General features: G+C 58.8%; 30 protein-coding genes and 1 tRNA gene. 20 read left to right on the top strand and 11 right to left on the bottom strand.

What is annotated here, in order from left to right:
• Genes V7756_RS05455 through arsC form a run of 3 tightly spaced genes read right to left on the bottom strand, consistent with a single transcriptional unit; the run spans window position 1 to window position 1377 of the window.
• A complete protein-coding gene (locus tag V7756_RS05455; protein ID WP_335609145.1) occupies window positions 1-417 on the bottom strand; it encodes a DUF2069 domain-containing protein in 417 nt (138 codons plus the stop codon).
• Window positions 407-1027, bottom strand: a complete 621-nt coding sequence (wrbA, locus tag V7756_RS05460; RefSeq protein ID WP_335609146.1) for an NAD(P)H:quinone oxidoreductase — start codon at window positions 1025-1027, stop codon at window positions 407-409. Before wrbA ends, V7756_RS05455 begins: the two co-directional genes overlap by 11 nt.
• Window positions 1024-1377, bottom strand: a complete 354-nt coding sequence (arsC, locus tag V7756_RS05465) for an arsenate reductase (glutaredoxin) (protein WP_335609147.1) — start codon at window positions 1375-1377, stop codon at window positions 1024-1026. Before arsC ends, wrbA begins: the two co-directional genes overlap by 4 nt.
• A 105-nt stretch (window positions 1378-1482) precedes the next feature.
• On the opposite strand from arsC, the gene V7756_RS05470 reads away from it, so the two are divergent.
• From V7756_RS05470 to V7756_RS05480, 3 genes are read left to right on the top strand one after another with little or no spacing between them, the layout of a single operon-like run.
• On the top strand, window positions 1483-2751 hold the full coding sequence (locus V7756_RS05470) for a YihY family inner membrane protein (RefSeq protein WP_335609148.1): 1269 nt from the start codon (window positions 1483-1485) through the stop codon (window positions 2749-2751).
• Entirely contained in the window at window positions 2751-3200 is a 450-nt protein-coding gene (locus V7756_RS05475) for a TlpA family protein disulfide reductase (RefSeq protein WP_335609149.1), read from the top strand. Before V7756_RS05470 ends, V7756_RS05475 begins: the two co-directional genes overlap by 1 nt.
• 21 nt (window positions 3201-3221) lie before the next feature.
• Entirely contained in the window at window positions 3222-3494 is a 273-nt protein-coding gene (locus V7756_RS05480; RefSeq protein ID WP_335609150.1) for an acylphosphatase, read from the top strand.
• Here the strand turns inward: V7756_RS05480 and V7756_RS05485 are convergent, their stop codons facing one another.
• From V7756_RS05485 to V7756_RS05500, 4 genes are all read right to left on the bottom strand, one after another.
• Entirely contained in the window at window positions 3495-4061 is a 567-nt protein-coding gene (locus tag V7756_RS05485; RefSeq protein WP_335609151.1) for a lytic transglycosylase domain-containing protein, read from the bottom strand. It lies immediately after the preceding gene.
• A 5-nt stretch (window positions 4062-4066) separates the two neighbouring features.
• The gene (locus V7756_RS05490; protein ID WP_335609152.1) at window positions 4067-4771 is read right to left on the bottom strand and encodes a hypothetical protein; all 705 of its coding nucleotides are present in this window, start codon (window positions 4769-4771) and stop codon (window positions 4067-4069) included.
• Window positions 4771-6504: a proline--tRNA ligase gene (locus V7756_RS05495; protein ID WP_335609153.1), complete on the bottom strand. Its 1734-nt coding sequence runs from the start codon at window positions 6502-6504 to the stop codon at window positions 4771-4773. The genes V7756_RS05490 and V7756_RS05495 overlap by 1 nt, the downstream gene beginning before the upstream one ends.
• A 156-nt stretch (window positions 6505-6660) precedes the next feature.
• The gene (locus V7756_RS05500; protein WP_335609154.1) at window positions 6661-7932 is read right to left on the bottom strand and encodes an OprD family porin; all 1272 of its coding nucleotides are present in this window, start codon (window positions 7930-7932) and stop codon (window positions 6661-6663) included.
• 276 nt (window positions 7933-8208) lie between these two features.
• Between V7756_RS05500 and V7756_RS05505 the strand changes: the two genes are divergently transcribed.
• Both V7756_RS05505 and V7756_RS05510 read left to right on the top strand, forming a co-directional pair.
• Entirely contained in the window at window positions 8209-8640 is a 432-nt protein-coding gene (locus V7756_RS05505; protein WP_335609155.1) for an HIT domain-containing protein, read from the top strand.
• Complete coding sequence (locus V7756_RS05510) at window positions 8637-8864, top strand: SlyX family protein (protein ID WP_335609156.1); 228 nt, start codon at window positions 8637-8639, stop codon at window positions 8862-8864. Before V7756_RS05505 ends, V7756_RS05510 begins: the two co-directional genes overlap by 4 nt.
• Before the next feature lie 136 nt (window positions 8865-9000).
• Here V7756_RS05510 and V7756_RS05515 read toward each other — a convergent pair whose 3' ends face one another.
• Together V7756_RS05515 and V7756_RS05520 are read right to left on the bottom strand one after the other, a co-directional pair.
• The gene (locus V7756_RS05515; protein WP_335609157.1) at window positions 9001-9633 is read right to left on the bottom strand and encodes a cold-shock protein; all 633 of its coding nucleotides are present in this window, start codon (window positions 9631-9633) and stop codon (window positions 9001-9003) included.
• 156 nt (window positions 9634-9789) lie between these two features.
• Window positions 9790-10260: a Dps family protein gene (locus tag V7756_RS05520; protein WP_335609158.1), complete on the bottom strand. Its 471-nt coding sequence runs from the start codon at window positions 10258-10260 to the stop codon at window positions 9790-9792.
• Between the two features lie 399 nt (window positions 10261-10659).
• On the opposite strand from V7756_RS05520, the gene aspS reads away from it, so the two are divergent.
• The 14 genes from aspS to V7756_RS05590 all read left to right on the top strand — a co-directional run bounded on the left by aspS (window position 10660) and on the right by V7756_RS05590 (window position 21943).
• A complete protein-coding gene (gene aspS, locus V7756_RS05525; protein WP_335609159.1) occupies window positions 10660-12435 on the top strand; it encodes an aspartate--tRNA ligase in 1776 nt (591 codons plus the stop codon).
• 66 nt (window positions 12436-12501) lie between these two features.
• Entirely contained in the window at window positions 12502-13248 is a 747-nt protein-coding gene (locus V7756_RS05530) for a YebC/PmpR family DNA-binding transcriptional regulator (protein ID WP_335609160.1), read from the top strand.
• Window positions 13249-13328: 80 nt separating this feature from the next.
• On the top strand, window positions 13329-13856 hold the full coding sequence (gene ruvC / locus V7756_RS05535) for a crossover junction endodeoxyribonuclease RuvC (RefSeq protein ID WP_335609161.1): 528 nt from the start codon (window positions 13329-13331) through the stop codon (window positions 13854-13856).
• 18 nt (window positions 13857-13874) lie between these two features.
• Window positions 13875-14480, top strand: coding sequence for a Holliday junction branch migration protein RuvA (ruvA, locus tag V7756_RS05540; RefSeq protein ID WP_335609162.1), 606 nt, complete (start codon window positions 13875-13877; stop codon window positions 14478-14480).
• Between the two features lie 33 nt (window positions 14481-14513).
• Window positions 14514-15575 carry a Holliday junction branch migration DNA helicase RuvB gene (gene ruvB / locus V7756_RS05545; protein WP_335609163.1) on the top strand — a complete coding sequence of 354 codons (1062 nt, stop codon included), beginning with the start codon at window positions 14514-14516 and terminating at the stop codon, window positions 15573-15575.
• A 60-nt stretch (window positions 15576-15635) separates the two neighbouring features.
• A complete protein-coding gene (gene ybgC / locus V7756_RS05550; RefSeq protein ID WP_335609164.1) occupies window positions 15636-16085 on the top strand; it encodes a tol-pal system-associated acyl-CoA thioesterase in 450 nt (149 codons plus the stop codon).
• A 36-nt stretch (window positions 16086-16121) separates the two neighbouring features.
• Window positions 16122-16793 (top strand): protein TolQ, encoded by a 672-nt coding sequence (gene tolQ, locus V7756_RS05555; protein ID WP_335609311.1) that lies wholly within the window; start codon window positions 16122-16124, stop codon window positions 16791-16793.
• Between the two features lie 12 nt (window positions 16794-16805).
• Window positions 16806-17258 (top strand): protein TolR, encoded by a 453-nt coding sequence (tolR, locus tag V7756_RS05560; RefSeq protein WP_442908956.1) that lies wholly within the window; start codon window positions 16806-16808, stop codon window positions 17256-17258.
• Window positions 17255-18304 carry a cell envelope integrity protein TolA gene (tolA, locus tag V7756_RS05565; RefSeq protein WP_335609165.1) on the top strand — a complete coding sequence of 350 codons (1050 nt, stop codon included), beginning with the start codon at window positions 17255-17257 and terminating at the stop codon, window positions 18302-18304. The genes tolR and tolA overlap by 4 nt, the downstream gene beginning before the upstream one ends.
• Window positions 18304-19608 (top strand): Tol-Pal system beta propeller repeat protein TolB, encoded by a 1305-nt coding sequence (tolB, locus tag V7756_RS05570; RefSeq protein WP_335609166.1) that lies wholly within the window; start codon window positions 18304-18306, stop codon window positions 19606-19608. The genes tolA and tolB overlap by 1 nt, the downstream gene beginning before the upstream one ends.
• A gap of 43 nt (window positions 19609-19651) precedes the next feature.
• Entirely contained in the window at window positions 19652-20158 is a 507-nt protein-coding gene (gene pal / locus V7756_RS05575; protein ID WP_335609167.1) for a peptidoglycan-associated lipoprotein Pal, read from the top strand.
• A gap of 13 nt (window positions 20159-20171) precedes the next feature.
• Window positions 20172-20963, top strand: coding sequence for a tol-pal system protein YbgF (ybgF, locus tag V7756_RS05580; RefSeq protein WP_335609168.1), 792 nt, complete (start codon window positions 20172-20174; stop codon window positions 20961-20963).
• A gap of 138 nt (window positions 20964-21101) precedes the next feature.
• On the top strand, window positions 21102-21785 hold the full coding sequence (queC, locus tag V7756_RS05585; protein WP_335609169.1) for a 7-cyano-7-deazaguanine synthase QueC: 684 nt from the start codon (window positions 21102-21104) through the stop codon (window positions 21783-21785).
• 82 nt (window positions 21786-21867) lie between these two features.
• Window positions 21868-21943: transfer RNA gene (locus V7756_RS05590), tRNA-Lys, on the top strand.
• Window positions 21944-22127: 184 nt separating this feature from the next.
• On the opposite strand, the gene V7756_RS05595 is transcribed toward V7756_RS05590, so the two are convergent.
• Window positions 22128-22745: a YIP1 family protein gene (locus V7756_RS05595; protein ID WP_335609170.1), complete on the bottom strand. Its 618-nt coding sequence runs from the start codon at window positions 22743-22745 to the stop codon at window positions 22128-22130.
• Between the two features lie 149 nt (window positions 22746-22894).
• Between V7756_RS05595 and nadA the strand changes: the two genes are divergently transcribed.
• Complete coding sequence (gene nadA / locus V7756_RS05600; RefSeq protein ID WP_335609171.1) at window positions 22895-23953, top strand: quinolinate synthase NadA; 1059 nt, start codon at window positions 22895-22897, stop codon at window positions 23951-23953.
• 101 nt (window positions 23954-24054) lie between these two features.
• Here the strand turns inward: nadA and V7756_RS05605 are convergent, their stop codons facing one another.
• Window positions 24055-25455, bottom strand: coding sequence for a M48 family metalloprotease (locus V7756_RS05605; RefSeq protein ID WP_335609313.1), 1401 nt, complete (start codon window positions 25453-25455; stop codon window positions 24055-24057).
• Window positions 25456-25501: the final 46 nt, after the last annotated feature.

A 25501-nucleotide genomic window follows, 5' to 3' on the forward strand; every position in this document is an offset into this window, starting at 1 on the left:
TCAGCGGGTCGTCTCGCCCAGCTGCACGCGCTGGGCCTGAAATGACCAACGCACGAAGTAGAGCGCGGCAAGAAAATACAGCACGCTGAAGCCACTCATGAACAGCCCGTAATACAGCCGTCCCGGCTGAAAGCAGATCAATACGCCCTGAATGAAATAGAGATTGATGGCGAAGCACAGCCAGGCATGGGTACGCACGTGTGCGGTAAGCATGCCTGGCAAAAAGATCAGCAAGGGAAAAAGCTGAACGCCGATGATGATCACGGGATTGGCGCCGTGCATATCGGCCACCAACAGATTATAGGCCAGCATGCCGAGCATCAGGCCCAGATAGCCAGCCAGCGCGATTAAGCGGCTGATCCGAATGCGCGGTTGAAGGTAGTGCAAGGGCGGCAAGGGTTTGTCTTTACTGGCCACTGGATGCCCCCGCAGCCAGCTGGCGGGTGATACTGCCGACCCGCTTGCCCAGGGCAACGCACAGCCCGGTTTCGTGCTTGTCGAGGTTGCGGTTGCCCTGGGCGCCGGCGTGATGGCTGGCGCCGTAAGGTGTACCGCCGCCCTGGGTTTCGGTCAGGGCTGCCTCGGTATACGGCAGGCCTACCAGCAGCATGCCGTGATGCAGCAGCGGCAGCTGCATGGACAGCAGCGTCGCTTCCTGGCCGCCATGCAGACTGGCCGTGGAGGTGAACACGGCGCCAGGCTTGTTGCACAGGCTGCCGGCCAGCCAGAGATTGCTGGTGCCATCGATGAAGTATTTCAGTGGCGCGGCCATGTTGCCGAAGCGGGTAGGGCTGCCGAGCACCAGCGCAGCGCAGTGTTTGAGATCCTCTTCGGTGCAATACACAGCACCCTCGGCGGGCACCTGCGGCAGGCTGCTGCTGGTTTCCGCTGCCACCGGTGGGACTGTGCGCAGCCTGGCTTCCAGACCGCTTTGCTCCACGCCGTTGGCGATGTGTCTGGCCATCTCTGCGGTCGCGCCGTGGCGGCTGTAGTAGAGCACCAGTACATAAGGCAAAGCCGCGCTCATGCGAACAGCTCCAGTACTTTTTCCGGTGGCCGTCCAATCACTGCCTTGCCGTCACGTACCACGATCGGCCGCTCTATCAGACGCGGGTAATCTGCCAGTGCCTGGACCAGCTGCGCTTCGCTCAACTCGGGATTGTCCAGCTTCAGTTCCTGGTAAACATCTTCACCCTTGCGCATCAACTCGCGCGCGCTGATGTCCAACATCAGTAGCAGCTCGCTGAGGGCAGCGTTGCTTAATGGCTCTTCGATGTAACGCACGACTTGAATGTCGGCGCCCTGGTTTTCCAGCAACTCGAGCGCCTGGCGGGATTTGGAACAGCGTGGGTTATGGTAGATGGTAACCTGAGACATGCTTTTTTCTCCTTGGCTGAAGACGCTGTAGCCTGACGCCGATGGTCTAAGCGAATGATGGGGTTTATTCTAAGCGTTAATGCACCGGGCTGTCAGGGAGCTTGAATGTCGCGTCACCTAAATGTGTTTCTTCACTTTTGTCGCCACCTTCTGCGCCGCTTCAGTGAAGATCACTGTGTAAAGAATGCCGCAGCGCTGACCTACACAACCCTGTTCGCGGTTGTACCGGTAATGACCGTTGCCTATGCCATGCTCGCCGCCATCCCGGCGTTTGATCAGGTAGGTGGGCAGGTTGAAGCATTCATTTTCGACAATTTTGTACCTTCCACTGGCGCTGCGCTGCGCGAGTATCTCGGTGAGTTTTCCAATCAGGCTCGACAGCTGACCGGCGTTGGTGTTGCGCTGCTGATGATCACCGCGCTGATGATGCTGGTGAACATCGAGAAGGCGTTCAATGCGATCTGGCGTATTCGGCAGCCCAGGCGCGGCCTGTCGAGTTTCCTGCTGTACTGGGCGGTGCTCAGTCTGGGACCATTGCTGCTGGGCGCCGGTTTCGTCATCAGCACCTTCCTCGCGTCCATGTCCTTTCTGCGTGAAGGGGTGGTGCTGGAGTTTGCCTGGCAGGCGGTGCTCTATTGGCTGCCGCTGCTATTGAGTATTACCGCGTTCACCCTGCTGTTCGTCGCCGTACCCAATACCCGGGTACCCCTGCGCCACGGCTTGATTGGAGGGGTACTGGTGGCTTTGCTGTTTGAAGGAGCCAAAGCCTGTTTTGCACTCTATGTGAAACTCTTTCCCGGATATCAGTTGATCTACGGCGCCTTCGCTGCGGTGCCGATTTTTCTGCTGTGGATCTACGTCAGTTGGATGATCATCCTGCTTGGCGCGGAAGTGGTCAGTAATTTGGGTAGCGGTTCGGCCTGGCGGCGTCCCGATCACCCCTGGATGATCAATCTGCTGGTAGTGATGCGGGTGTTTCTGCAGGCCCAGCGTGAAGGTCAGCAGGTGGACCTGGTGCGCGTCAATGATGCGGGATGGATCTTGCACGAAGAGCAATGGGTGCGTCTGACCGAGTGGCTTGAGGCCGAGCGCATCATTACTCGCACGCAGCAGGGCTGTTACGTGCTCTGCCGCGATATGGGAGCCATGGAGCTGGCTACCTTGCTTGAACGCATGCCCGAGCCCATGCTGGTCAATGAACAGTTGCCCGCCGCTGTGGTTGGTGCTGGCGACTGGTTTCCAGCATTCAGCGAGGCCCTGGCCGAGGCGGACGAGCAGCGCCGTAGCGCTCTCAAGGGTAGCGTGAAACAGTGGTTGATCGGCCCGCCGTCGGTCACCACCGAACCGGAAAATTCGACCGTCGAGGGGGGCTGATGTTTTTCTGTCGCAGTGTGCTTCTGTTTGCTTTTTGTTTGTTGCTCGGCGCTTGTGGTCCTGCGGGTTGGCCAGATCAGCATGGTAACCAGGTCTTGGCACAAGACCTTGAAGGCAAGCGGGTTGTGGTCAACTATTGGGCCCAGTGGTGCGGGCCCTGCCGGGATGAGCTGCCAGAGTTGAACCGCCTGGCGCGTGATTTTCCTCAGGCGCGAGTGATAGGTATCGACTTTGACGGCGCCACGGGCGAGGAGTTGCTGGCGGCGACCGAGCAGATGAATATCGAGTTTGCGGTGCTGGGAGCGGATTTTGCCGCTGCCAAGGGGCTGGCCAAACCCGAGGTGCTACCTACCACTTACATTCTGGATGAACAGGGCGAGGTGCTGCACACATTGCGCGGGCCGCAACATTACCAGGATCTCGCGCCCTTCTTGAGTACAACCCATTGAGATTCCGTTAGCGAGGTGCTTGTGAGCACAATTTGCATGCAGGTGAAGGTGACAGGCAAGGTACAGGGCGTGGGCTTCCGGCAGGCCACGGTGCGGCAGGCAACGCGGCTTTCGGTGGATGGCTGGGTGCGCAACCAGGACGATGGTAGTGTCAGTGCGCTGTTGTGCGGTGATACCGAGGCAGTGGAGGCCATGGTGTCATGGCTGGGCAAGGGGCCGGCGAAAGCCGAGGTAGACCAGGTCGAAATCAGCGCTTGTGCCTGGCAGGACATAGCTGGCTTTGTGCAACTGTGATCACTCGTTGACGTACCAGTAGGTATACCAGTAATCGAGTACCTTGTCGGGATAGCGGCTGCTGCCCAGGCTGCCGTTGTAGCGCGCCAGAGCCCGGCGCAGGTCGCCCTGTTCCTTGTCGAGATAAAACTTCAGGATGGCGCAGCCGTAGCGCAGGTTGGTGGCCAGGTCGATCAGATTGTCTTCCGGGCGACCGAGTTCCGCCTTCCAGAATGGCATTACCTGCATGACGCCCTGGGCGCCCACGCTCGACAGCGCATAGCGATCAAACAGACTTTCCGCGTGCATCACCGCGATGACCAGATCAGGTTTGAGCTTGGCCTGGCGCGCTTGCTGGTGCACCAGGCGAAGCAGCGTGAGGCGCTCGTTCTCATCCTTGATGAAGGGCGCGAGCCGGGTAGACATGTCGAGCAGCCATACCTCGGCATCAAACCTGTCCTGAAAGCTATCGGCCTGAGCTATGGTGCGCATGAGCGCGGCCTTGAGCTCGGGATCTACCTGCTCGGCGGCTCGTGCCTGATTGCCGAGCAATAGCAGAAGCAGCAGTATCACTGTCCTTGTGATCATCTGGCTCACTCTTGGGTGGTGGCTTCACCCAGCGCCTGAATGAAATCGCCCTGCAGCTGCGGATCGCCGGTGGTCAACAGAATAAGCATGTTTTCCAGCTGACTGGATTCCTCATCGAGGCCCAGCGCGGCGAGCCGCTGGACGCGATAAACCCACTGATTGACGTCGTCTTCTTCCAGGTTGTCGTAGATCAGTTGCTCGGCCTCGCGCAGTTTGCTGCGCAACTCGCGGCCAACCAGCAGCGTAGCGTCCGTTTGCACGCCGGGGCCGGCGCTGACACTCAAGGTAATGATACGAACCTCGTCGAAGTCGAGGCCAACAAAATCCTCATCCAGCAAATTCAGGCGTAACTGGCCGTCTTGATCCGTCTGCCGGCTGACGCGTACCTTGCCGACTACGAGCTCGACCTGCTGATTGGCCCAGGGCAGGCTTTGAAACTGATCCTGCTGGTCGAGTTGGTTACCGGCGGAGTCGAATTGGGTCAGGGTGAACAGGCGGCTTTCTGTTACCTTGATGCTGCGATGCGGGCTGGCGAGCACACGCGGTTCGCCAACGTCTATATGCAAACTATGGCTGACCAGTTCACGCTCCATCCGGCCGCTGGTCGGCTCGGTGGCGGGTATCTGGTTGGCGCATGCCTGCAGCAGTGCGAGGGTTGCACCCGCCCAGGCTATACGCGCATATTTGATAACGCTAACGGCGGCGTCCATCAGGCTTTCCGCAGTCTGGCCAGCAGGTGGTCCAGCATGGTATCAACGGCGACGGTGGTGGGTTCCTGGTCTCGGCGGAACTTGTACTCCAGCTGACCTTCAGCCAGGCCCCGGTCGCTGATAACTACCCGATGTGGAATGCCGATAAGGTCCATGTCGGCGAACTTGACGCCAGGGGAAACCTTCTTGTCCCGGTCATCCAGCAGTACTTCGATGCCTGCCTGCTGCAAGCCTTCGTAGAGCGCCTGAGTCGCTTGTTGCACGGCTTCGGAGCTTTCCAGCTTCAGCGGGATCAGCGCTACCTGGAAAGGCGCCAGCGCGTCCGGCCAGAGGATGCCGCGCTCGTCGTAATTCTGTTCAATGGCTGCCGCTACCACGCGCGATACACCGATACCGTAGCAACCCATGGTCAGGGTGGCGGTTTTGCCCTGCTCGTTCAGTACGGTGCAGTTCATGGCCTGGCTGTATTTCTGCCCAAGCTGGAATATGTGGCCGACTTCTATACCGCGTTTGATCACCAGTGTGCCATCACCATCGGGGCTGGCATCACCTTCCACCACGTTGCGCAGATCGGCTACCTCATCAAAGTGCGCGTCGCGCTCCCAGTTGACGCCGGTAAAATGCTTTCCGTCCTGATTGGCGCCGCAGACAAAATCGGCCAGATGGGCAGCGCTGTGATCGGCGATTACCTTGATGTCCATGCCGACCGGGCCGATGGAGCCGGGTTTGCAGCCGATGGCTTCAATGATCTGACTCTCTGCGGCAAAGGTCAGGGGGGACTTGATGGCAGGGTGGTTCTCGGCCTTGATCTCGTTCAACTCATGATCACCGCGCAGCACCAGCGCTACCAGCGCCTGCGGCTTTTCCTCTTCCTCTGCGGCCAGCACGATGAGCGTTTTAACCGACTGGCTGGCGGGTAGCTTGAGGAAGCTGCTCACTGCGTCGATAGTGAACTGCTCGGGTGTATCGACCAGTGTCTTTGCCTGGCTTGGTGCGGCGCGCTCGCCCTGGGGCAATTGTGCGGTGGCTTTCTCCATATTGGCGGCATAACTGCCGCTGTCGGAAAATACGATGGCATCTTCGCCGGATTCGGCCAGCACGTGAAATTCGTGCGAGCCCTCGCCACCAATGGAGCCGTTGTCGGCAACCACAGGGCGGAAGTCGAGGCCCAGACGAGTGAAGATATTGCAGTAGGCCTGGTACATGTCGTCGTAGGTTTGTTGTAGCGACTCCTGGCCCAGGTGGAAGGAGTAGGCGTCCTTCATCAGAAATTCGCGGCCACGCATCAAGCCAAAGCGTGGGCGGATTTCGTCACGAAACTTGGTCTGGATCTGGTACATGTTCAGCGGCAGTTGCTTGTAGCTGGTGATCTCGTTGCGCGCCAGATCGGTAATCACCTCTTCATGGGTGGGGCCGACACAGAACTCGCGGTCATGGCGATCCTTCAGGCGCAACAGCTCAGGCCCGTACTGCTCCCAACGGCCCGACTCCTGCCACAGCTCGGCTGGCTGTATGGCGGGCATCAGCACCTCTAGCGCGCCAGCCTTGTCCATTTCATCCCGGACCACCGCTTCGACCTTGCGCAATACGCGCAGCCCCATGGGCAGCCAGGTATAGAGGCCGGAAGCAATCTTGCGGATCATCCCGGCACGCAGCATCAGCTGGTGGCTGATGACGGTGGCGTCGGAAGGGGTTTCCTTCAGGGTGGCAATCAGATATTGGCTGGTACGCATGGGTGGGGCTTGTCCTGGAATTGCGGGCAGATATGTGCGGTATTGTACGATTGTGCCGAGGTGGCGTACAGCCTGCCCGGCAGACTTGATCAGTTGATGGCTGAGAATAAAAAAACCCGGCCGAAGCCGGGTTTTTTCGCGGTACTACTGGTCTGCTTAGAGCAGGTTCCAGGTGTAGCCGACGATCAGACGGTTTTCGTCTACGTCGCCGCCGTCAATCGCCGCATCCTGACGGATGGTGGCGTTACGCCAGCGAATGTTCAGGCCTTCCAGTGTGCCGTTTTGTACGGTGTACTGCAGTTCGCTGTCGCGTTCCCAGCGGGAGTCACGGCTAACAGTAGTGCCGCCGTTATACGCTGTTTCGTACGCTGTATCGATATCGGAACCGGCGATATAACGAGTCATAAAGCTCAAACCAGGAATGCCCAAGCCTTCAAAGTCATAGTCATAGCGCGCTTGATAGGATTTTTCATCCTTGGCATTAAAGTCGAGATACTGAACCGAGTTGGCAATGAATATGTCGCCATCGCGGTATTCGTAGCGACCATCACCTTCCATCTGCTGGTATGCAACGCCAAATGCGTGGTGACCAGCGTTCAAAGTGAATGCCAGCGAGCCTGCTTGGTTGTCAAACTCGGTATCGCCAGATTGTTCATCGCTGGTGTCGTAATAAGCAACGTTCGTGTTAAGGCTCAAGCCTTCGTTCAGGGGGAGCGTCCAATCCAGACCGAAGAAGCCACGATTATAGGAATCTTCGCTTTTAGCGCCGTATAGCGTAGTGCTCAGATTGTCCGTGAAGGCGTAAGTGCCGCCTACAAAGGTCAAATCTTCGTCAGGGAGCACCGCACCATCGGTTTCGCCAGAGCCGTTCATCTCGCTACGGTCGGTCAGACGGCCGGCTTCAACGAACAGCCCATCAATGGAATTGTTGGTGATGCTATAACCTTCATAGTGGTTAGGCAGCAGGCGAGCGTCGTCATAGGCCGCGACCGGGTTTTCCGGGAAGTGCACACCGTAACGCAGAACGGTGTCATCCAGTACGGCCATTTTTACCGCGCCGCGGATCTCTGAGTACTCAGGCGGAGCGCTGCCGTCTTCGCGAACAGGCAGCAGGCGGGTTCCGGAACGGCCACGGCCGCTATCCAGCTTGACGCCCATCATGGCAACTACGTCGGCGCCGAAGCCGATAGGGCCCTGGGTGTAGCCGGACTCGAAGTTCATCAAAAAGCTGGTTGCAGTTTCGTCAGCCTTGCTCTGACCCTGGCCGGGGTCACGGAAGTCACGGTTGAAATAAACGGTGCGGTTGTACAGGGTGGCAGACGCGCCTTCTACAAAACCTTCGCCTTCCGCCATGGCACTGCTGGCCAGCATGCCGTTACCGGCGGCTACTGCGAGTGCGAGGGAACTCCATTTAACTGCGTTTTTCATTGGTGTGCTCCTTGATAAAAATAACCGTTAGGCTCTTGGCTGGCCTCAGGTACATGTTTTCCGCAATACATTAAAGCATCGAAGTATAGTATGCGAAAGCAAGCGCTTGAAAAACAGTACCTTGTCGCGTTGGTTTTATAAAGCATAAGAGTCGGTAAATCGACATTTTTCGTTCATCTTTGTGAACGGCCTGTAATTAATTTCATGCTTTTGGACTTTCTGTGTGTCTGCTGAGACGCATTCAGGATTAGTTCATAGACTAAAGTGGAGTTCCCGATGTTCGAGTTGCATCCCCAATTGGCAAAAGACGGCATTAGCGTAGGTGACTTTCCGCTCAGTCGGCTGCTACTTATTAACGATTCCCATTACCCATGGTTTGTGCTGGTACCGCGTCGCGCGGGCATCTCCGAGGTGTTCGAGTTGACCGAGGAGGACCAGTTGCAGTTGGGGCGCGAGTCGGTGCACTTGTCGCGGATACTGCATCGTATATTTAACGCAGATAAATTGAATGTTGCGGCGCTGGGTAATATGGTCAGCCAGCTGCATGTTCATCACATCATCCGCTATCGCGATGATATTGCCTGGCCTGCACCTGTTTGGGGCAAGGTGCCGGCAAGTCCTTATAGTAATGAGGGGTTGGCAAAAGTGTTGAAAACTGTGCACGTGGCGCTGGAAGAGGGTATCGAGTTTGTCGGAGTCTCGTCATGAGCACCAATGAAGTGCAAATGATTCGGGCGCGCCTGGATGAGCTTGAAACGCGCCTGGCGTTCCAGGACGACACCATCCAAAGCCTGAATGATGCCCTGGGGCAGCAACAGATTGCGCTGGACCGCATGCGGCGCTCGCTCGAACTGGTTGCCAAGCGGCAGGCCGATATGGTCGCGCTGATGCCGGGGGACGAAGGCGACGATCAGCCGCCTCCACATTACTAGAGGTCATAGCACTGCATCGGGGCGGCTTTTGAATGCTGCCAGGCAGTACTGGCGAACCCCGGCAGACAAGATTCGCCAGCTTGCGTGCGAGAAAGATGGCGGGTTGCGGTGCTGGCGCGGCAACCCTGGCTGGGCCTCAGTCGAGAACTTCGACCTGTTCGGCTTGCAGGCCTTTTTCGCGCTCTGCTACCACGTAGCTGACACGTTGTCCTTCCTGCAAAAAACGATGCCCTTCACCCTGGATGGCACGGAAGTGGACAAAGATGTCCGATCCGGAGTCTCGGGAGATAAAGCCGAAACCCTTGTTGGTGTTGAACCACTTGACGGTGCCTTTCTCGCGCTTCTCTCCCCTTGGTGCCTTGGGGCTTTTGGTCTTGATGGTTGGCGCTGCTGCGGCACGCCGCGCGGCCATGGCTTTCAGTTGGCAACCCAATACGAGAAGGGTATGCAGGCAGACGCCAACAATGCTGAAGCTGAGCGCCCAGGTAGCGTATGGAGCAATGCGACTGTCGACCAGCAAGGCGCTAAAGGGGACGCAGGCGGCGATTATCAGTAACGCTGACGCCAGCAAGGCTACCGCGCCAGAGAGGCCCTGGTTGGTCTGCTCAGCCTGATTGTACTGTTGCAGGTTGATCAGCCCCGTCAATAGGGCGAGCAGGCCCATATGGTCGATCGGGCTGGATTCGGTAAGGAAGGGAACGATGCTATAGAGGCCGGCAAGCAGAGCTGCCAGGCCGATGATCAAATGCAGGTAACGAAGGATTTTCAAAATGTTCACCCTGAATACTTAGATGGTAAATGCCGTGAGGTCGATGGAGCGGCCGGATCGTTGGTTTGGCCGCGGCGCACTCTAACCTGAAATCAGCATGGCTACCAAGGTATATCAGGGGAGGCTGGCGGCCGTACAGCCGCCAACCCGCGGTGCTCAGCTCTCCAGCAGGCTGCGCAGCATCCAGGCAGTTTTTTCATGGGTCTGCATGCGCTGGGTGAGCAGATCAGCCGTAGGTTCGTCGTGGGTTTCGTCGCAGATCGGGAAGATAGAGCGCGCCGTGCGTACGCAGGCCTCGTGACCCTCTACCAACAGTTTGATCATCTCCTTGGCTTCGGGTACGCCATCCTCTTCCTTGATTGAACTGAGGTCGACGAACTGTTTGTAGGTACCTGGGGCCGGAAAGCCAAGCGTACGGATGCGCTCGGCGATGTCGTCGACTGCCAGCGCAAGCTCGTTGTAGTGGGTCTCGAACATCAGGTGCAGGGTCTGGAACATCGGGCCCTTGACGTTCCAGTGAAAATTGTGGGTCTTCAGATAGAGCGTGTAGGTGTCGGCCAGCAGGTGCGACAGGCCGTCAGCAATTTTGGCGCGATCATTTTCGGTAATGCCGATGTCAATTTTCATCATGGCTCCTTGATTGGACTCAGTTTGACTCGCCGTGCCTGCGGTATACCGCAGGGCAGAGCTGTATGTAGAAACTAATCTACCACTCAGATCAGTAAAATGTGCGTCAGTTCCGATATTGCTGCCGTTTTGTAGAGCTGACGCCGGCTGTGCTGCCGCCGGGACGATAGCTGTGCACCTTATTGTTGTCGTGGCAGCTGGAGGGGCGATGCGCCTGCAGTTGTCTGGCTTGCATCAGGCAGCCAGCCTGCGCGCCACGCCGTTGAAATGGTGCGCTTTTGTCTCCCCCCGAGGCTCGGTTTTCGGGTATATTATGCCGTTTTTATCCGGGCGCCAGTTCCAGCGCTAAACGCCGACAGCGTCGGATACCCATTTGTCGATCACAGGAAGCACCTCACCATGATGCGTACCCACTATTGCGGCCAGTTGAACGAAACGCTGGCGGATCAGGAAATCACCCTTTGCGGCTGGGTTCATCGTCGTCGCGACCATGGTGGAGTGATCTTTCTGGATATACGCGATCGTGAAGGCCTGGCGCAGGTGGTTTTCGATCCGGATCGGGAAGCAACTTTCGCGTTGGCTGACAGTGTGCGTAGCGAGTACGTGGTGCGGATTCGCGGCAAGGTCCGCGCTCGCCCTGCCGGCGCGGTGAATCCCAACATGGCATCGGGCGCCATTGAGGTGCTGGGTTATGAGTTGGAAGTGCTCAATCAGGCGGATACACCTCCGTTTCCGTTGAATGAGTACTCCGATGTTGGTGAGGAGACCCGTTTGCGCTATCGCTTTATCGATCTGCGCCGCCCGGAAATGGCAGCCAAGCTCAAGTTGCGCTCGCAAATTACCAGCAGCATCCGTCGTTATCTGGACGAGAACGGCTTTCTGGATGTGGAAACACCGATTCTGACCCGCGCCACCCCTGAGGGCGCGCGCGACTATCTGGTGCCCAGTCGCACCCATCCCGGCCACTTTTTCGCGCTGCCGCAATCGCCCCAGCTGTTCAAGCAGCTGCTGATGGTCGCCGGTTTTGATCGCTATTATCAGATCGCCAAGTGCTTCCGCGATGAAGACCTGCGCGCTGACCGTCAGCCCGAGTTTACCCAGATCGATATCGAAACCAGTTTCCTGGATGAAGCCGATATCATGGGCCTGACCGAAGGCATGATCCGTCAGCTGTTCAAGCAGGTGCTGGACGTGGACCTGGGTGAGTTCCCGCATATGACCTTTGCAGAGGCCATGCGTCGTTACGGCTCGGACAAGCCGGACCTGCGCAACCCGCTGGAACTGATCGATGTGGCTGATCAGCTGGCCGGCGTCGAGTTCAAGGTGTTCAGCGGTCCGGCCAACGATCCCAAGGGGCGTGTTGCTGCGCTGCGCGTACCCGGCGGCGCGAGCATGCCGCGCAAGCAGATCGATGATTACACCAAGTTTGTCGGCATCTACGGTGCCAAGGGTTTGGCCTATATCAAGGTCAATGAACGCGCCAAGGGCTTCGAGGGTCTGCAGTCACCGATCGTCAAGTTCATTCCGGAAGACAATCTGGAAGTGATTCTGGACCGCGTTGGCGCGGTGGATGGCGACATTGTCTTCTTTGGCGCCGACAAGGCCAAGATCGTGTCCGAGGCTTTGGGCGCACTACGTATCAAGCTGGGTCATGATCTTGAATTGCTGACTTCCGAGTGGGCGCCGCTGTGGGTGGTCGACTTTCCGATGTTTGAAGAAAACGATGACGGTTCGCTCTCGGCGCTGCATCACCCGTTTACTGCGCCCAAGTGCTCGCCTGAGGCACTGCAGGCCGACCCGGCCACTGCGCTGTCGCGCGCCTACGACATGGTGCTCAACGGCACCGAGCTGGGTGGCGGTTCCATTCGTATTCACCGCAAGGAAATGCAGCAGGCGGTATTCAATATTCTGGGTATCAGCCCTGAGGAGCAGCAGGAGAAGTTCGGCTTCCTGCTTGATGCATTGAAGTTCGGCGCGCCGCCGCACGGGGGGCTGGCCTTTGGTCTGGATCGTCTGGTGATGCTGGTGACTGGCGCGCAGTCAATCCGTGAAGTCATCGCCTTCCCGAAAACCCAGAGTGCGGCCTGTGTGATGACTCAGGCGCCAGGTTTGGTCGACAACAAGGCGCTGCGCGAGCTGAGCATCCGTCTGCGCGAGCAGACCAAGGTAGAGTAACGGGCAATATCTGCCCCGCCCTGGCGGGGCAGGGCAAGGCATTCCGGATACTGGAGTCGAGGGTTTATGGCCGGTCATTCCAAATGGGCCAATATCAAGCACCGCAAGGCCGCGCAGGATGCCAAGCGCGGCAAGATCTTCACCAAGCTGATCCGTGAGCTGACCGTGTCGGCCAAGGTAGGCGGTGGCAGTCCGGCGGACAATCCGCGTTTGCGCACAGCGGTAGACAAGGCGCTGGCTGCCAACATGACCCGCGATACCATAGATCGCGCGATAGCCCGTGGTGCCGGCAGCAATGATGCCGACAACATGGAAGAGCTGACCTATGAAGGTTATGGCGCTGGCGGTGTGGCCATTCTGGTCGAGGCACTGACCGACAATCGCAATCGTACCGTCGGTGAGGTGCGCCACGCCTTCAACAAGTGTGGTGGTAACCTGGGTACCGATGGCTCTGTGGCCTACCTTTTCACCCGGCGTGGGCAGATCAGCTTTGCCGCTGGCGCGGATGAAGACGCACTGATGGAGGCGGCATTGGAAGCGGGTGCGGAAGATGTGGTCGCCAACGCAGACGGTTCGTTCGATGTTTTCACCAGCTTTGCCGATTTTGGTGCGGTGCGTGATGGCCTGGAAGCGGCCGGTTTTGTTGGGGCGTCCGCCGACCTCACGATGATTCCTTCAACCCAGGCTGAACTGGATCTGGATACGGCGGAACAGATAATACGGCTGGTCGATATGCTGGAAGATCTGGATGACGTGCAGAACGTCTACAGCAATGCCGAGATCAGTGACGAAATCATCGAGCAGCTGGGGTGAACCTGGCGTAGACTCGACCCCGAGGGAGGCTGGTGCCTCCCTTTTTTATAGCCATCTCAGGCCGTGAAGGTAGCAGCGCAATGGCAGTGATTTTGGGGATTGACCCCGGCTCGCGGATTACCGGGTTCGGTATAGTGCGGCATCAGGCCGGGCGGTCCGAATACGTAACGTCCGGGTGCATTCGCTTGGGTGATGGACCCTTCCCCGAGCGCCTGCAGAAGATTTTTCAGTATCTGTCCGAGCTGATCACTCAGTACCACCCCGAGGTGGTCAGCATCGAGCAGGTATTCATGGCGCGCAACCCGGACTCTGCGCTCAAGCTGGGGCAGGCGCGGGGGGCTGCCATTGTGGCGGCGGTGCACGCCGGTCTGGCGGTGAACGAGTACAGTGCGCGACAGGTGAAGCAGTCGGTAGTGGGTACAGGCGCGGCGGACAAGAAGCAGGTGCAGCACATGGTGACGCAATTGCTGGGGTTGGGCGGAACGCCCCAGGCCGATGCCGCCGATGCCCTGGCGATCGCCCTGTGCCATGCGCATTTCAGCGGCGTGCAGCAGCAGATGGGCAACGCTGCACTGGCCATGCGCTCGGGCCGTCTGCGCCGACGTTGAAACAAGGAGATTAGCTGAGTGATAGGCCGACTGACCGGAGTGCTGCTGGAAAAGCAGCCGCCCCATATAGTGCTGGACGTGCATGGCGTGGGTTACGAGCTGGACGCGCCCATGAGCACCTTTTACCAACTGCCGGGCCTGGGTGAGCGGGTCACCCTGCATACACATATGGTGGTGCGCGAAGATGCGCAGCTGTTGTATGCCTTTGCCGACAAGCGCGGCCGGCAGCTGTTTCGCGAGCTGATCCGGCTCAATGGCGTTGGCCCCAAGCTGGCGCTGGCGCTGATGTCCGGCATGGATGTCGACGAGCTGGTTATGGCGGTGCAGCATCAGGATGTCAGCGCCCTGGTGCGGGTTCCCGGTGTCGGCAAGAAAACCGCCGAACGCCTGCTGATCGAGCTGCGTGATCGTTTCAAGGTGTGGGAAACGTTGCCCGGCAGTGTGCCGCTCGCAGCCTCTTCGTCCGCTACCACGGCAACTGCCAAGCCCAGTGTCGATGCGGTCAGTGCGCTGATTTCCCTGGGTTACAAGCCCCAGGAGGCCAGCAAGGCAGTGGCGGCAGTAGATGAAGAAGGGCTTTCCAGCGAAGAGTTGATTCGTCGCGCACTCAAGGGCATGGTGTAACCAGCTCGCACGTCATACCACGATGGACACCGCATGCTTGAAGAAGACCGTTTGATTGCCGCGACCCCGCGGCAACAGGAAGAGGTAATAGATCGGGCGATTCGCCCGCTCAAGCTGGCTGAATATATTGGCCAGCCGGCGGTGCGCGAGCAGATGGAGTTGTTCATCAAGGCCGCCAAGGGGCGCGGCGAAGCGCTGGATCACGTGCTCATCTTCGGCCCGCCCGGTCTGGGCAAGACTACCCTGGCCAATATCATTGCCCAGGAAATGGGCGCCAAGATCAAAAGCACTTCCGGGCCGGTACTGGAGCGGGCCGGAGATCTTGCTGCACTCTTGACCAATCTCGAAGCCGGTGACGTGCTCTTTATCGATGAAATCCATCGTCTCTCGCCGGTGGTGGAAGAAATTCTCTATCCGGCGATGGAGGACTATCAACTCGACATCATGATCGGCGAAGGGCCGGCGGCGCGCTCCATCAAGCTGGATCTGCCGCCCTTTACCCTGGTGGGCGCGACTACCCGCGCGGGCATGCTGACCAATCCGCTACGCGACCGTTTCGGCATTGTGCAACGGCTCGAGTTCTACGGTGTGGATGATCTGGCCACCATCGTCGGCCGCTCGGCCGGCATTCTCGGTCTTGAAATGGATCCGGCCGGTGCCCGCGAAATTGCGCGCCGTTCGAGGGGTACGCCGCGTATAGCCAATCGCCTGTTGCGCCGGGTGCGTGATTTTGCCGAGGTGCGCAGTCAGGGCGTGATTAGCCGCGAGGTAGCGGACAAGGCTTTGAATTTGCTGGATGTGGACGAGCAGGGCTTTGATCATATGGATCGGCGGCTGTTGCTGACGATGATCGACAAGTTCGACGGCGGCCCGGTAGGGATCGACAATCTGGCGGCGGCCATCAGCGAAGAGCGGCATACCATTGAAGACGTGCTCGAGCCCTATCTGATTCAACAGGGCTTCATCATGCGCACGCCCCGCGGACGCGTCGTCACCCGGCATGCCTACCTGCATTTCGGCCTGAACCTGCCCAGCCGCATGGTCTCCTTGTCAGCCGATCTGTTCGACGACCCGGCGGCGCCGGATTCGCCTTGAAAAATATTTTGCATTTAGCGAGGTTGCCCACTATGCAAAACGCCGACTTGGCTCTACATTATGCGCGTTGAACGTCCAGGGCCGCCATTCGTGCTGAAAGCCCGCGTCTACTTTGAAGATACCGATGCCGGTGGCATCGTCTACTACGTCAATTATCTTAAGTTTATGGAGCGTGCGCGGACGGAGCTGGTCCGCACTCTGGGGTTCGATCAAAGTGCCTTGCAAAGAGAGAACGTCATCTTTGTTGTGCACTCTGTGACGGCACGCTACTACGCGCCTGCTCGACTCGATGATGAACTTGTCGTCTCTGCGGCTGTCTTGGAAACCAAGCGTGCAAGTATTCGCTTTCGCCAGCAGGTCATGCGGGCGGAAGATGATTTGCTGTGTGAAGGGGAAGTTCTGGTGGCCTGCGTCAGTGCTGACCGCTACCGGCCCCGTGCGATACCTGAGAGCATGCGCGCCGCCTTTGAAAACTGGGCGCAAGCCGATACTGATGTAGGGAACCCATGAGTAAGCGAGGAGTGGTAAAGCGTGCAAGCTGATCAAATGTCGATGTGGCACCTGATTTCCGGCGCCAGCGTACTGGTGCAACTGGTCATGCTGACGCTGTTGACCGCATCCATAGTTTCATGGGTGATGATTTTTCAACGCAGCAGCTTCATGCGTTCGGCAAAGAATGCGCTGGATGATTTCGAGGATCGTTTCTGGTCTGGCGTCGACCTGTCGCAGCTTTACCGTCAGGTGACTGGCTCGCCCGACGAGGATTCGGGGCTGGAGCAGATTTTCCGTGCCGGCTTCAAGGAATTTTCACGCATGCGTCAGCAGTCTGGAGTGGATCCGGATGCCATCATGGACGCCGTGCAGCGCTCGATGCGCGTGGCCATCTCCCGCGAGGAAGAAAAGCTGGAGCAGCACCTGTCCTTTCTCGCGACCGTGGGTTCAACCAGCCCTTATGTAGGCCTGTTCGGGACGGTCTGGGGCATCATGAACTCCTTCCGGGGTCTGGCCACCGTGCAGCAGGCGACCTTGGCAACCGTGGCGCCGGGTATTGCCGAGGCCCTGATCGCGACCGCAATAGGTCTGTTTGCTGCGATCCCGGCTGTTGTTGCCTACAACCGTTTCGCCGCTCGTTCGGAAATGCTGATTGGCCGCTATTACACTTTCGCTGAAGAATTCTCCAGCATCCTGCATCGCCGCGTTCACTCGCGCGATGAGTAAGGCGGAATAATTATGTCGATGCGTATGCATGGCCGTCGTCAGAAGCGCAAGCCGGTTGCCGAGATGAACGTCGTACCCTACATCGACGTGATGCTGGTGCTGCTGGTGATTTTCATGGTGACCGCACCCATGCTGAATCAGGGCGTGAAAGTAGACTTGCCTCAGGTCTCCAGCGAAGTGCTGCCTTCGGACAGCAACCAGCAGGTGCTGACCCTGTCTGTGCTGGCAGATGGTACTTATTACTGGAACCTTGGTGATTCGGTGGATACCGAGAATCAGACCGATAGCGCAGTGTCGCTGGAGGCCATGACCGACGGGGTTACCAAGATCATGCGGGCCAAACCCGATACGCTGGTGTACATCCGCGGTGACAAGGCCGCGAACTACGGCGTCATCATGACCGCGATGGGGGCTCTGCAGCAGGCCGGTGTGCCTAACGTTGGCCTGATCACAGAGGCGCCGTGAATACACCAGAGAACCGCCGGCGGGTAGATACGTCCGGGCGTTACTCAGCGCCATTGCTCAAGGCCCTGGCGGTGCATCTGGCAATTGCCATCTTGCTGTTTGCCTCCTTTGCGACGGCGCCCAAGTTCGAACCGGCCCGGCCCATAGTGCAGGCGACGCTGGTACAGCTGGATTCCATGAGTCCTGCGACCACGCAGACGGACCAGAAGATTGCCGGTGAAGCGCAGCGCACGGCCGCGCAGCGCCATGAGGCCGAAGAGCTGGAGCGCAAGAAGCAGCAACAGCAGGCCCAAGAGGCGCAGCGCGCTGCGGCAGAGCAGGCGCAAGAGCAGAAGGCAGCTGCTGCTGCAGCCGCCGCAGCCGCAGCGTCGGAACAAGCCAAGTCCGAGGCAGAAGCAAAAGCCGAAGCCGAGGCGAAGGCCCAGGCTCAGCGCAAGGCCGCCGAAGTGGCAGCCGCCAAGAAGCGCGAAGAGGCCGAAAAGGCCGCCGAAGCAGAAGCGGCGAAAAAGCGCGCCGAGGCAGAAGCCGCGCGCAAGAAAGCGGAAGAGGAAGCCAAGCGCAAGGCGCAGGCCGAAGCCGATGCCAAGCGCAAGGCCGCCGAGGCAGCGGAAGCGAAGAAACGCGCCGAAGCCGACGCCGCGCGTAAGGCGCAGGAAGATGCCAAGGCCAAGGCGCTGGCAGATCTGCTGGCGGACGATACCCAGTATCAGCAAGCCCAGGCAGATCGGCCCGGTGATCAGGTCGCGGCCAGTTATGACGACGTTATTCGTCGCTATGTGAGCGAGCAGTGGCGCAGGCCACCGACGGCACGTAACGGCATGGTGGTTGAGGTTCAGTTGAGCATGTTGCCTACGGGGCAAATTACCGACGTGGTGGTCACGCGTTCAAGCGGCGACCCCGGGTTTGATCAATCTGCGGTGCAGGCTGTACGAAATGTGGGCCGAATCCCGGAAATGCAAACGCTGTCACGCGATAATCCTGCAGCATTCGACCGTATGTACAGACAACGGCTGTTGCGCTTCAAACCAGAGGATCTGGCATTCTGATGAAACGATTTACGCAAGCATTGATCGCAGTGATTGCACTGTGCGCCGCGCAACTGACGTTGGCACAGGAAGCAATCGAAATCACCAAGGGCAGCGACAAGGCGACCCCCATTGCCGTAGTGCCCTTTGGCTGGCAGGGCAGCACGCCGCTGTCGGAAGACATGGCGCAAATCAGCGCCAACGATCTGCGCAATACCGGCATGTTCGCGCCTATGGAGCGCAATAACATGTTGAGCTACCCGGTGCGCAGCGAAGAAATAAACGCCCGTGACTGGAAGATGATCGGCGTGGATTATGTGGTGGTGGGGCAGGTGAGCAATCAACCTGGCACCGATCGCTACGACCTGACCTACAGTCTGTACAGCATTCTGCGTGAGCAGGTGCTGCTGGCCAAGACAGTGAGCGGAACCAAGGCTCAACTGCGCGACATGGCGCACCATCTGTCTGATGAGGTGTTCCAGGAGATTACCGGCATCCAGGGCGCATTCAATACCAAGCTGCTGTATGTTGCGGCGGAGCGGTTTTCTGCCGATAACACGCGCTATACGCTACAGCGCTCAGATTACGATGGTGCTCGTCAATCGACGTTGCTGCAGTCGCGTGAACCGATTCTGAGCCCCTCCTACGCTCCGGACGGTCAACGTATTGCCTATGTATCCTTTGAATCGGGACGCCCGGAAATCTATGTGCACTACATCCAGACCGGGCGCCGCGAGCGTATTACCAGCTTTGAAGGGCTGAACGGAGCGCCAGCCTGGTCGCCGGACGGCAATCGGCTAGCCTTTGTGCTGTCGCGTGACGGTAACCCCGAGATTTATGTGATGGACCTGGGTAGCAAGCAGTTGAAGCGAGTCACCAACCATTTCTCTATCGATACCGAGCCTAGCTGGATGGATGACAGCACCATCGCCTTCACCTCGGATCGTGGTGGCAAGCCGCAGATCTATAAGCAGAACATCAATGGCGGCTCTACCGAGCGCCTGACTTTTGTTGGCAACTACAACGCCAACGCAAAACTTTCCGTCGACGGACGCACCATGGTCATGGTGCATCGCCAGGAAGGTTACCGTAATTTTCAGATTGCTACTCAAGACCTCAAACGGGGCAATCTGAGGGTTTTAACAGAAACGTCGTTGGACGAGTCACCTACTGTCTCGCCCAACGGCGTTATGTTAATTTATGCTACCCGTCAACAGGGACGGGGCGTACTCATGCTGGTATCGACAAACGGTCGTGCACGTTCGGAGATTCCGACGCAGTTCACAGACTTGCGCGTACCGTCATGGTCCCCATACCTGCCATAGGGCGCACCAACACTAAACCATATGGGGTTAATAGGAGTTCATGATGGAAGTTATCAAGTTCGGTAAAATGGCTGCTCTGGTTGTCGCGTTCGGCGTTGTTGTAGGTTGTTCGTCCAAGGGCGGCGACGCTTCCGGCACTGGCGCGGTTGATCCTAACGCCGGTTACGGCGCAGGCACCTCTGGCGCAGGTATGGACAATGGCATGAGCAGCGAAGAAGCCGCTCTGCGTGCCGTTACCACTTTCTACTTCGAATACGACAGCTCTGAGCTGAAGCAGGAAGCCATGCGCTCCCTGGACGTTCACGCCAAGGATCTGAAGTCTGCCGGCAACCGCGTTGTTCTGGAAGGTCACACTGATGAGCGTGGCACCCGTGAATACAACATGGCTCTGGGCGAGCGTCGTGCTGCTGCCGTTCAACGCTACCTGGTTCTGCAAGGCGTTTCTCCTGCCCAACTGGAACTGGTTTCCTACGGTGAAGAGAAGCCTGCTGCCATGGGTTCCAGCGAAGACAGCATGGCTCAGAACCGTCGCGTAGAGCTGCGCAAGTAATAAAAGAGGTCTTATGAAAGGTTTCAGAGGAGTTGTATTCGCCTGTTTGCTGGCGCCCATTGGAGCGATGGCACAGGTGCCGGTGTCAGAAGGTGGTTCGGCTAATACCGGCACCAACTATCCGGGCTCCTCTGTAGCCCCTCAGACCACGGCTGGCCTTTCCAGTGAAGGCCAGTTGTACCAACAGCTGTATCAGCTGCAGCAGGAAGTATCCATGCTGCGTGGCCTGCTGGAAGAGCAGGGCTACAAGCTGAAACAAATGGAACGTGACCAACTGGAGCGCTACGAGGATATCGATCGTAGGCTGTCCAGTCAGAATTCTTCTCCATCCTCGGCCAATCCGGTCGACGGTGCTGCTCCTTCAGACGAGACGATAACGCCGCCTGCTGATAGTGCCACTCCCTCCCAGGGCGCTGCTCCGGCAGACCCGGAGCGCGAGAAACTGCTGTATGACGCGTCCTTTGATCTGGTCAAGGCGCGCGATTTTGACAAGGCCGCTCAGGCCTTCACCGCTTTTTTGCGTCGTTACCCCGACAGTCAATATGCTGGCAATGCCCAGTATTGGCTCGGTGAGGTGTATCTGGTGCAGTCCGACCTGGAATCTGCCGGCAAAGCCTTTGCTCAGGTCATCAGTCGTTACCCCGATCATCGCAAGGAGTCGGATGCGATGTACAAGCTGGGTGAGGTCGAGCGCCGCTTGGGTCACAATGACAAGGCACGCGACCTGTTTCAGCAAGTCGTCAGCAAGTATCCGGATTCGTCCGCTGCACAGTTGGCCGGTCGCGAGCTGAATACGCTGAACTGAATCAACTGCATCACTCGCTGGCAGCTCTGCCTTTCGCTGGCGCCTGTCGTCATATCCGGCCGGCGCGTCTGAGCTACATCGGCGCGCACGGGCTATTTCAAGCCTATGCCGGTTCTACTCAATCAGGTGCAAATCGCCATGACAACCGCTGACCATCCCGGCAAGGCCATAGTGCTGTTTTCGGGCGGGCTGGATTCTGTAACCGTGCTGGCCATGGCTCAGGCGCAGGGCTACCAGTGCCATGCCATGAGCTTCGATTATGGCCAACGTCACAGCGCCGAGCTGGATGCGGCCAGGCGCCTGGCTCGCCAGGCCGGGGTGGAACACAAAGTGGTGCGGCTTGATCTGGACGGCATTGGTGGCTCGGCTTTGACGGACGCCGCTCTGGCTGTGCCCGAGCAAGCGCAGGAAGGTATCCCTATCACCTACGTGCCAGCACGCAATACCGTGTTTCTTGCCCTGGCACTAGGCTGGGCCGAGGTGGTGGGTGCCCAGCAGATCTTTATCGGCGTCAACGCGGTGGATTACTCCGGCTATCCAGATTGCCGGCCAGAGTTTGTCAGTGCTTTCGAGCAACTGGCCAACCTGGCGACGCGTGCGGGTGTGCAGGGGCAGCGTTTTCATATTCAGGCGCCGTTGCAGCACATGAGCAAGGCCGACATTATTCAGGCCGGCCTGAAGCTCGGTGTGGACTATAGCCAGACAGTGTCCTGCTATCAGGCTACCGCTCAGGGCCTCGCCTGTGGGGACTGTGACAGCTGCCGTTTGCGCGCCGCCGGTTTTGCTGGTGCCGGCCTGGCAGATCCCACAAGATACCGCTGAGCGCACCCAAGTGGGGGCTGCTTCGGGTACAAAAAAAGCTTGAGTTTCAGAGATAAATCAGTAATATAGCGCGCGTCCAAACGGGTCGTTAGCTCAGTTGGTAGAGCAGTTGGCTTTTAACCAATTGGTCGTAGGTTCGAATCCTACACGACCCACCATTTTGGACTCCCTCGTTTCTTACCCCTCCGCAGTACGCTGTCTGTAGCTTCCCATACTGAATTGCTTGTTCACCTATTGCTCACCTATTTATTGCTCACCCGTGCCTGCGCGCGTACATCCGGAACTCGTGCTGGCTGTCTCACGGTGCGGTAGTGGCGGCGCAGAGCACGCAGGCTCGAAGAGTTACTCCACGGGTGCAACATAGCCGCCACCGTCCAGCGGCTGCCACCATAATTCCATAAAGAAGAATGCCAGCGTGAGCACCACCAGAATACCGGCAGCCAGAATGCAGGTAGCATAAAAGCGCTCCTGGTCATTGCGCTTGAGGTGCAGGTAGGCGGGCAGGCCGCGATACAGCAGCAGGACGGTACAGAGCGCGCCCAGAGCAAGGGCTGGCAGCAATAACCAGCGCAGGGGAAACACGGTGACTATTCCGGCCAGCGCCAAGGGAGCGGCCAGTACAGCCGTAAAAGTGGTAGCTACCGAATAGGCCGGCCGTTGCGGCGTGCGATACAGCACCCAGCGAACCGCCAGTCCCATGACCAGCACGCTGGTTACATAAGTAAGATAGAGCATGAGTGCCAGGGAAGCAGCACTGGCGCTGCTCAAACGACGCTCTTGTGCTGAGCCAAAGAGGTCCCATCCCACGTTGGTAGCGCCAAAATAGGCGCAGAGGGCCGGCAATAGGGGTAGCAGCGCCAGAAAAGGCACAAATCCCCACGGATGGCGGTCGGCGTAATCTCGGATCGGGCTCCATCCGCTGGAAGGTGAAGTCAGTAGCCCTGGGATCAAATGCAGCATGTCAGGCCCTCTTCTTGAATATTCATTGTGTTGCAATCGGTTGACTAGCCAGAGCCAAGCCAAGTTCAGTCCATTTGCTGCTGGACTTGGGGCGCGCGCGCGCCGTGTTACAATGCGCCCCTACTATTGTTCTCTGAGTGGATGAGAATATGTCGCAGATTTCTGAACGCCTGCTGGTGCAGGCACATCTGGATGCCAAGGCGCCGGCGCCCTTGAGCGAGGCCGAGAAGGCCGACTACAAGGCGCGCATAGCGGCGTCCTTGAAGGCGCACGATGCGGTGCTTGTCGCACACTATTACACCGATCCATTGCTGCAGGAGCTGGCCGAGGAAACCGGTGGCTGCGTCTCCGATTCGCTCGAAATGGCGCGCTTTGGTCGTGACCATCCGGCCAGTACCTTGCTGGTGGCCGGCGTGCGCTTCATGGGCGAAACCGCCAAGATCCTCAGCCCGGAAAAGCGTGTGCTGATGCCCACGCTCGAGGCGACCTGTTCGCTCGACATCGGCTGCCCGATCGACGAATTCTCAGCCTATTGCGATCAACACCCGGATCGCACCGTGGTGGTGTACGCCAATACCTCGGCGGCGGTCAAAGCGCGAGCCGACTGGGTAGTAACCTCCAGCTGTGCACTGCCGATTGTCGAGCATCTGATGGACAAGGGCGAAAAAATCCTGTGGGCACCGGATCAGCACCTGGGCAACTACATTCAGCGCGAAACAGGCGCAGACATGTTGTTGTGGGAGGGCTCCTGCATAGTGCACGAGGAATTCAAGGCCAAGGCGCTGGAAGACCTGCGCAAGGTTTATCCGGAAGCTGCTGTGCTGGTGCATCCGGAATCGCCGCAAGCGGTGGTGGAGCTGGCCGACGTTGTTGGCTCGACCAGTCAGTTGATTCGTGCCACGCAGGAGCTGCCTAACCCCACATTCATCGTGGCAACTGATCGCGGCATTTTCTACAAGATGCAGCAGGCTGCGCCTGATCGCCTGTTGATCGATGCGCCGACGGCGGGTAACGGGGCTACCTGCCGCAGCTGTGCCAACTGCCCCTGGATGGCGATGAATACGCTGCCCCGGGTATTGCAGAGCCTGGAGCATGGTACCGATGAGATTCTGGTTGACCCGCAGCTGATCCCGCGTGCGGTGCAGCCGCTGGACCGTATGCTCGACTTCACGCGGTTGGCGAGCATGGCGGTGAAGGGTAACGCCTGAGGCCGGACCTGGCCCGGCGCCGTTCCAGTCGTCGCCGGGGGCTCGGCTGGCGGTATCTGTTGCGGCCTGGCGGCTGGGCCGCTCTGGCTGCGCTCTAGCTACTACAAAGACTCAATCTGCTTGCGCATGCGTGATAAGTCCTGCTGCCGTTCACGAATGCGCGAACTCATTACAAAGTTGCCATTGGTGCGCTTGAGCGCGAGTTCGAGCTGTTCACCTGCCTGCTCGGTATCGCCGGTCAGCATGAAGTATTCGGCACGAGCCAGATGCACACCCAGAATATTACCCGCCAGGCCGCGTATTTCCGCAGCCAGATACCATACGTCGGGATCCTCGGTGCGGCTGGCAGCCAGTCGGTTGATGGCTTTTTCTGCGGCCGCATAGTCCTGTTGCTTGAGTAACAGGTCGGCTTCGGTGAACTGCAACGGGAAGTTCCCAGGGTAATGATGCATCAGCTTGCGGGTGCGCGTCAGCGCTGCGGCCAGGCGACCGCGGTTGTTATCAATCTCGACTTGAGCCAGGCCTATGGTGAGGTCGTGAGGTTGCTGCTCCAGCAATGGCGCCAGCGTCTGCTCAGCGGTGTCGTGTTGACCGCTGCGCGTCAATGCCAGGGCCAGCCCGTAGCGGGCCGCCTTGTGGTCGCCATCATGTTCGTCCAATAGTGCGCGAAAACGTTTGGCCGACAAACCCGGGCTGCTTTCATAGTAGGTCTGCACCCGCGCGCGCATCATCTGATACTCCAGGGTATCGTCCTCCCCGCCGCTGGGTAGCTGCGCGGCGCGGTTGCGGGTGTCGGCCATCCGCGACTGGCTGACGGGGTGGGTCAGCAGAAATTCGGGCGGGTTGGAGTCGAAGCGGCTGAGCTGTGCCAGGCGTTCAAACATGTTGGGCATGGCCAGCGGATCATAGCCAGCGGCGACCAGGTTGGTCAGGCCGATACGGTCGGCCTCCTGTTCATTCTGTCTGGAGAAGCGGCGTTGCTCCTGGATGGCCGCCGCCTGGGTTGATGCCAGGGCGGCAAAACCGGCGTCGCCGCCCCCGGCTGCCGCCAGAATGATACTGGCGAGCATCGCGGTCATGAAGGGCACCTGCATGCGCTGCTGCTGTTCCAGGCCGCGGGCAAAGTGGCGCTGTGAGAGATGCGCCAGTTCGTGAGCCATGACCGAGGCAAACTCGGCCTCGGTTTGCGCATGCAGAAACAGACCGCCGTTGACCCCCACGACGCCGCCCGGTGCGGCGAAGGCGTTGAGCTGAGGGCTGTCAATCAATACGAAGGCGAGTCGGCGATCAGTCAACTGGCTGGTTTCGGCCAGCGCATAGACGCGGCTTTCGACAAAACTCTTGAGCTGCGGATCATCCAGGGTGGGTACGGCGCCGCGCAACATGGTCAGCCAGGTGCGGCCCATCTGGTATTCCTGCTCGCGTGACATGATGGAGGAACTGGTATCACCCAGGGTCGGCAGATTGTAGCCGTCATCGGCCTGGATCGGCAGCGCCGGCATTACCAGGGCGGCGCCCAATACCGCTGCACAGAGCCAGCGCGCTGCG

Origin of the sequence: Halopseudomonas sp. (assembly GCF_036961105.1) — a bacterium.
Classification (GTDB): Bacteria; Pseudomonadota; Gammaproteobacteria; order Pseudomonadales; family Pseudomonadaceae; genus Halopseudomonas.

What these genes read in the sequence shown, in the direction of transcription:
- wrbA (WP_335609146.1), bottom strand. Translation starts at nt 1,027, where the DNA reads ATGAGCGCGGCTTTGCCTTATGTACTGGTGCTCTACTACAGCCGCCAC.
- arsC (WP_335609147.1), bottom strand. Translation starts at nt 1,377, where the DNA reads ATGTCTCAGGTTACCATCTACCATAACCCACGCTGTTCCAAATCCCGC.
- V7756_RS05470 (WP_335609148.1), top strand. Translation starts at nt 1,483, where the DNA reads ATGTCGCGTCACCTAAATGTGTTTCTTCACTTTTGTCGCCACCTTCTG.
- V7756_RS05475 (WP_335609149.1), top strand. Translation starts at nt 2,751, where the DNA reads ATGTTTTTCTGTCGCAGTGTGCTTCTGTTTGCTTTTTGTTTGTTGCTC.
- V7756_RS05485 (WP_335609151.1), bottom strand. Translation starts at nt 4,061, where the DNA reads ATGATCACAAGGACAGTGATACTGCTGCTTCTGCTATTGCTCGGCAAT.
- V7756_RS05490 (WP_335609152.1), bottom strand. Translation starts at nt 4,771, where the DNA reads ATGGACGCCGCCGTTAGCGTTATCAAATATGCGCGTATAGCCTGGGCG.
- V7756_RS05495 (WP_335609153.1), bottom strand. Translation starts at nt 6,504, where the DNA reads ATGCGTACCAGCCAATATCTGATTGCCACCCTGAAGGAAACCCCTTCC.
- V7756_RS05500 (WP_335609154.1), bottom strand. Translation starts at nt 7,932, where the DNA reads ATGAAAAACGCAGTTAAATGGAGTTCCCTCGCACTCGCAGTAGCCGCC.
- V7756_RS05505 (WP_335609155.1), top strand. Translation starts at nt 8,209, where the DNA reads ATGTTCGAGTTGCATCCCCAATTGGCAAAAGACGGCATTAGCGTAGGT.
- V7756_RS05510 (WP_335609156.1), top strand. Translation starts at nt 8,637, where the DNA reads ATGAGCACCAATGAAGTGCAAATGATTCGGGCGCGCCTGGATGAGCTT.
- V7756_RS05520 (WP_335609158.1), bottom strand. Translation starts at nt 10,260, where the DNA reads ATGAAAATTGACATCGGCATTACCGAAAATGATCGCGCCAAAATTGCT.
- aspS (WP_335609159.1), top strand. Translation starts at nt 10,660, where the DNA reads ATGATGCGTACCCACTATTGCGGCCAGTTGAACGAAACGCTGGCGGAT.
- V7756_RS05530 (WP_335609160.1), top strand. Translation starts at nt 12,502, where the DNA reads ATGGCCGGTCATTCCAAATGGGCCAATATCAAGCACCGCAAGGCCGCG.
- ruvC (WP_335609161.1), top strand. Translation starts at nt 13,329, where the DNA reads ATGGCAGTGATTTTGGGGATTGACCCCGGCTCGCGGATTACCGGGTTC.
- ruvB (WP_335609163.1), top strand. Translation starts at nt 14,514, where the DNA reads ATGCTTGAAGAAGACCGTTTGATTGCCGCGACCCCGCGGCAACAGGAA.
- ybgC (WP_335609164.1), top strand. Translation starts at nt 15,636, where the DNA reads ATGCGCGTTGAACGTCCAGGGCCGCCATTCGTGCTGAAAGCCCGCGTC.
- tolQ (WP_335609311.1), top strand. Translation starts at nt 16,122, where the DNA reads ATGTCGATGTGGCACCTGATTTCCGGCGCCAGCGTACTGGTGCAACTG.
- tolR (WP_442908956.1), top strand. Translation starts at nt 16,806, where the DNA reads ATGTCGATGCGTATGCATGGCCGTCGTCAGAAGCGCAAGCCGGTTGCC.
- tolB (WP_335609166.1), top strand. Translation starts at nt 18,304, where the DNA reads ATGAAACGATTTACGCAAGCATTGATCGCAGTGATTGCACTGTGCGCC.
- pal (WP_335609167.1), top strand. Translation starts at nt 19,652, where the DNA reads ATGGAAGTTATCAAGTTCGGTAAAATGGCTGCTCTGGTTGTCGCGTTC.
- ybgF (WP_335609168.1), top strand. Translation starts at nt 20,172, where the DNA reads ATGAAAGGTTTCAGAGGAGTTGTATTCGCCTGTTTGCTGGCGCCCATT.
- queC (WP_335609169.1), top strand. Translation starts at nt 21,102, where the DNA reads ATGACAACCGCTGACCATCCCGGCAAGGCCATAGTGCTGTTTTCGGGC.
- V7756_RS05595 (WP_335609170.1), bottom strand. Translation starts at nt 22,745, where the DNA reads ATGCTGCATTTGATCCCAGGGCTACTGACTTCACCTTCCAGCGGATGG.
- nadA (WP_335609171.1), top strand. Translation starts at nt 22,895, where the DNA reads ATGTCGCAGATTTCTGAACGCCTGCTGGTGCAGGCACATCTGGATGCC.
- V7756_RS05605 (WP_335609313.1), bottom strand. Translation starts at nt 25,455, where the DNA reads ATGCCGGCGCTGCCGATCCAGGCCGATGACGGCTACAATCTGCCGACC.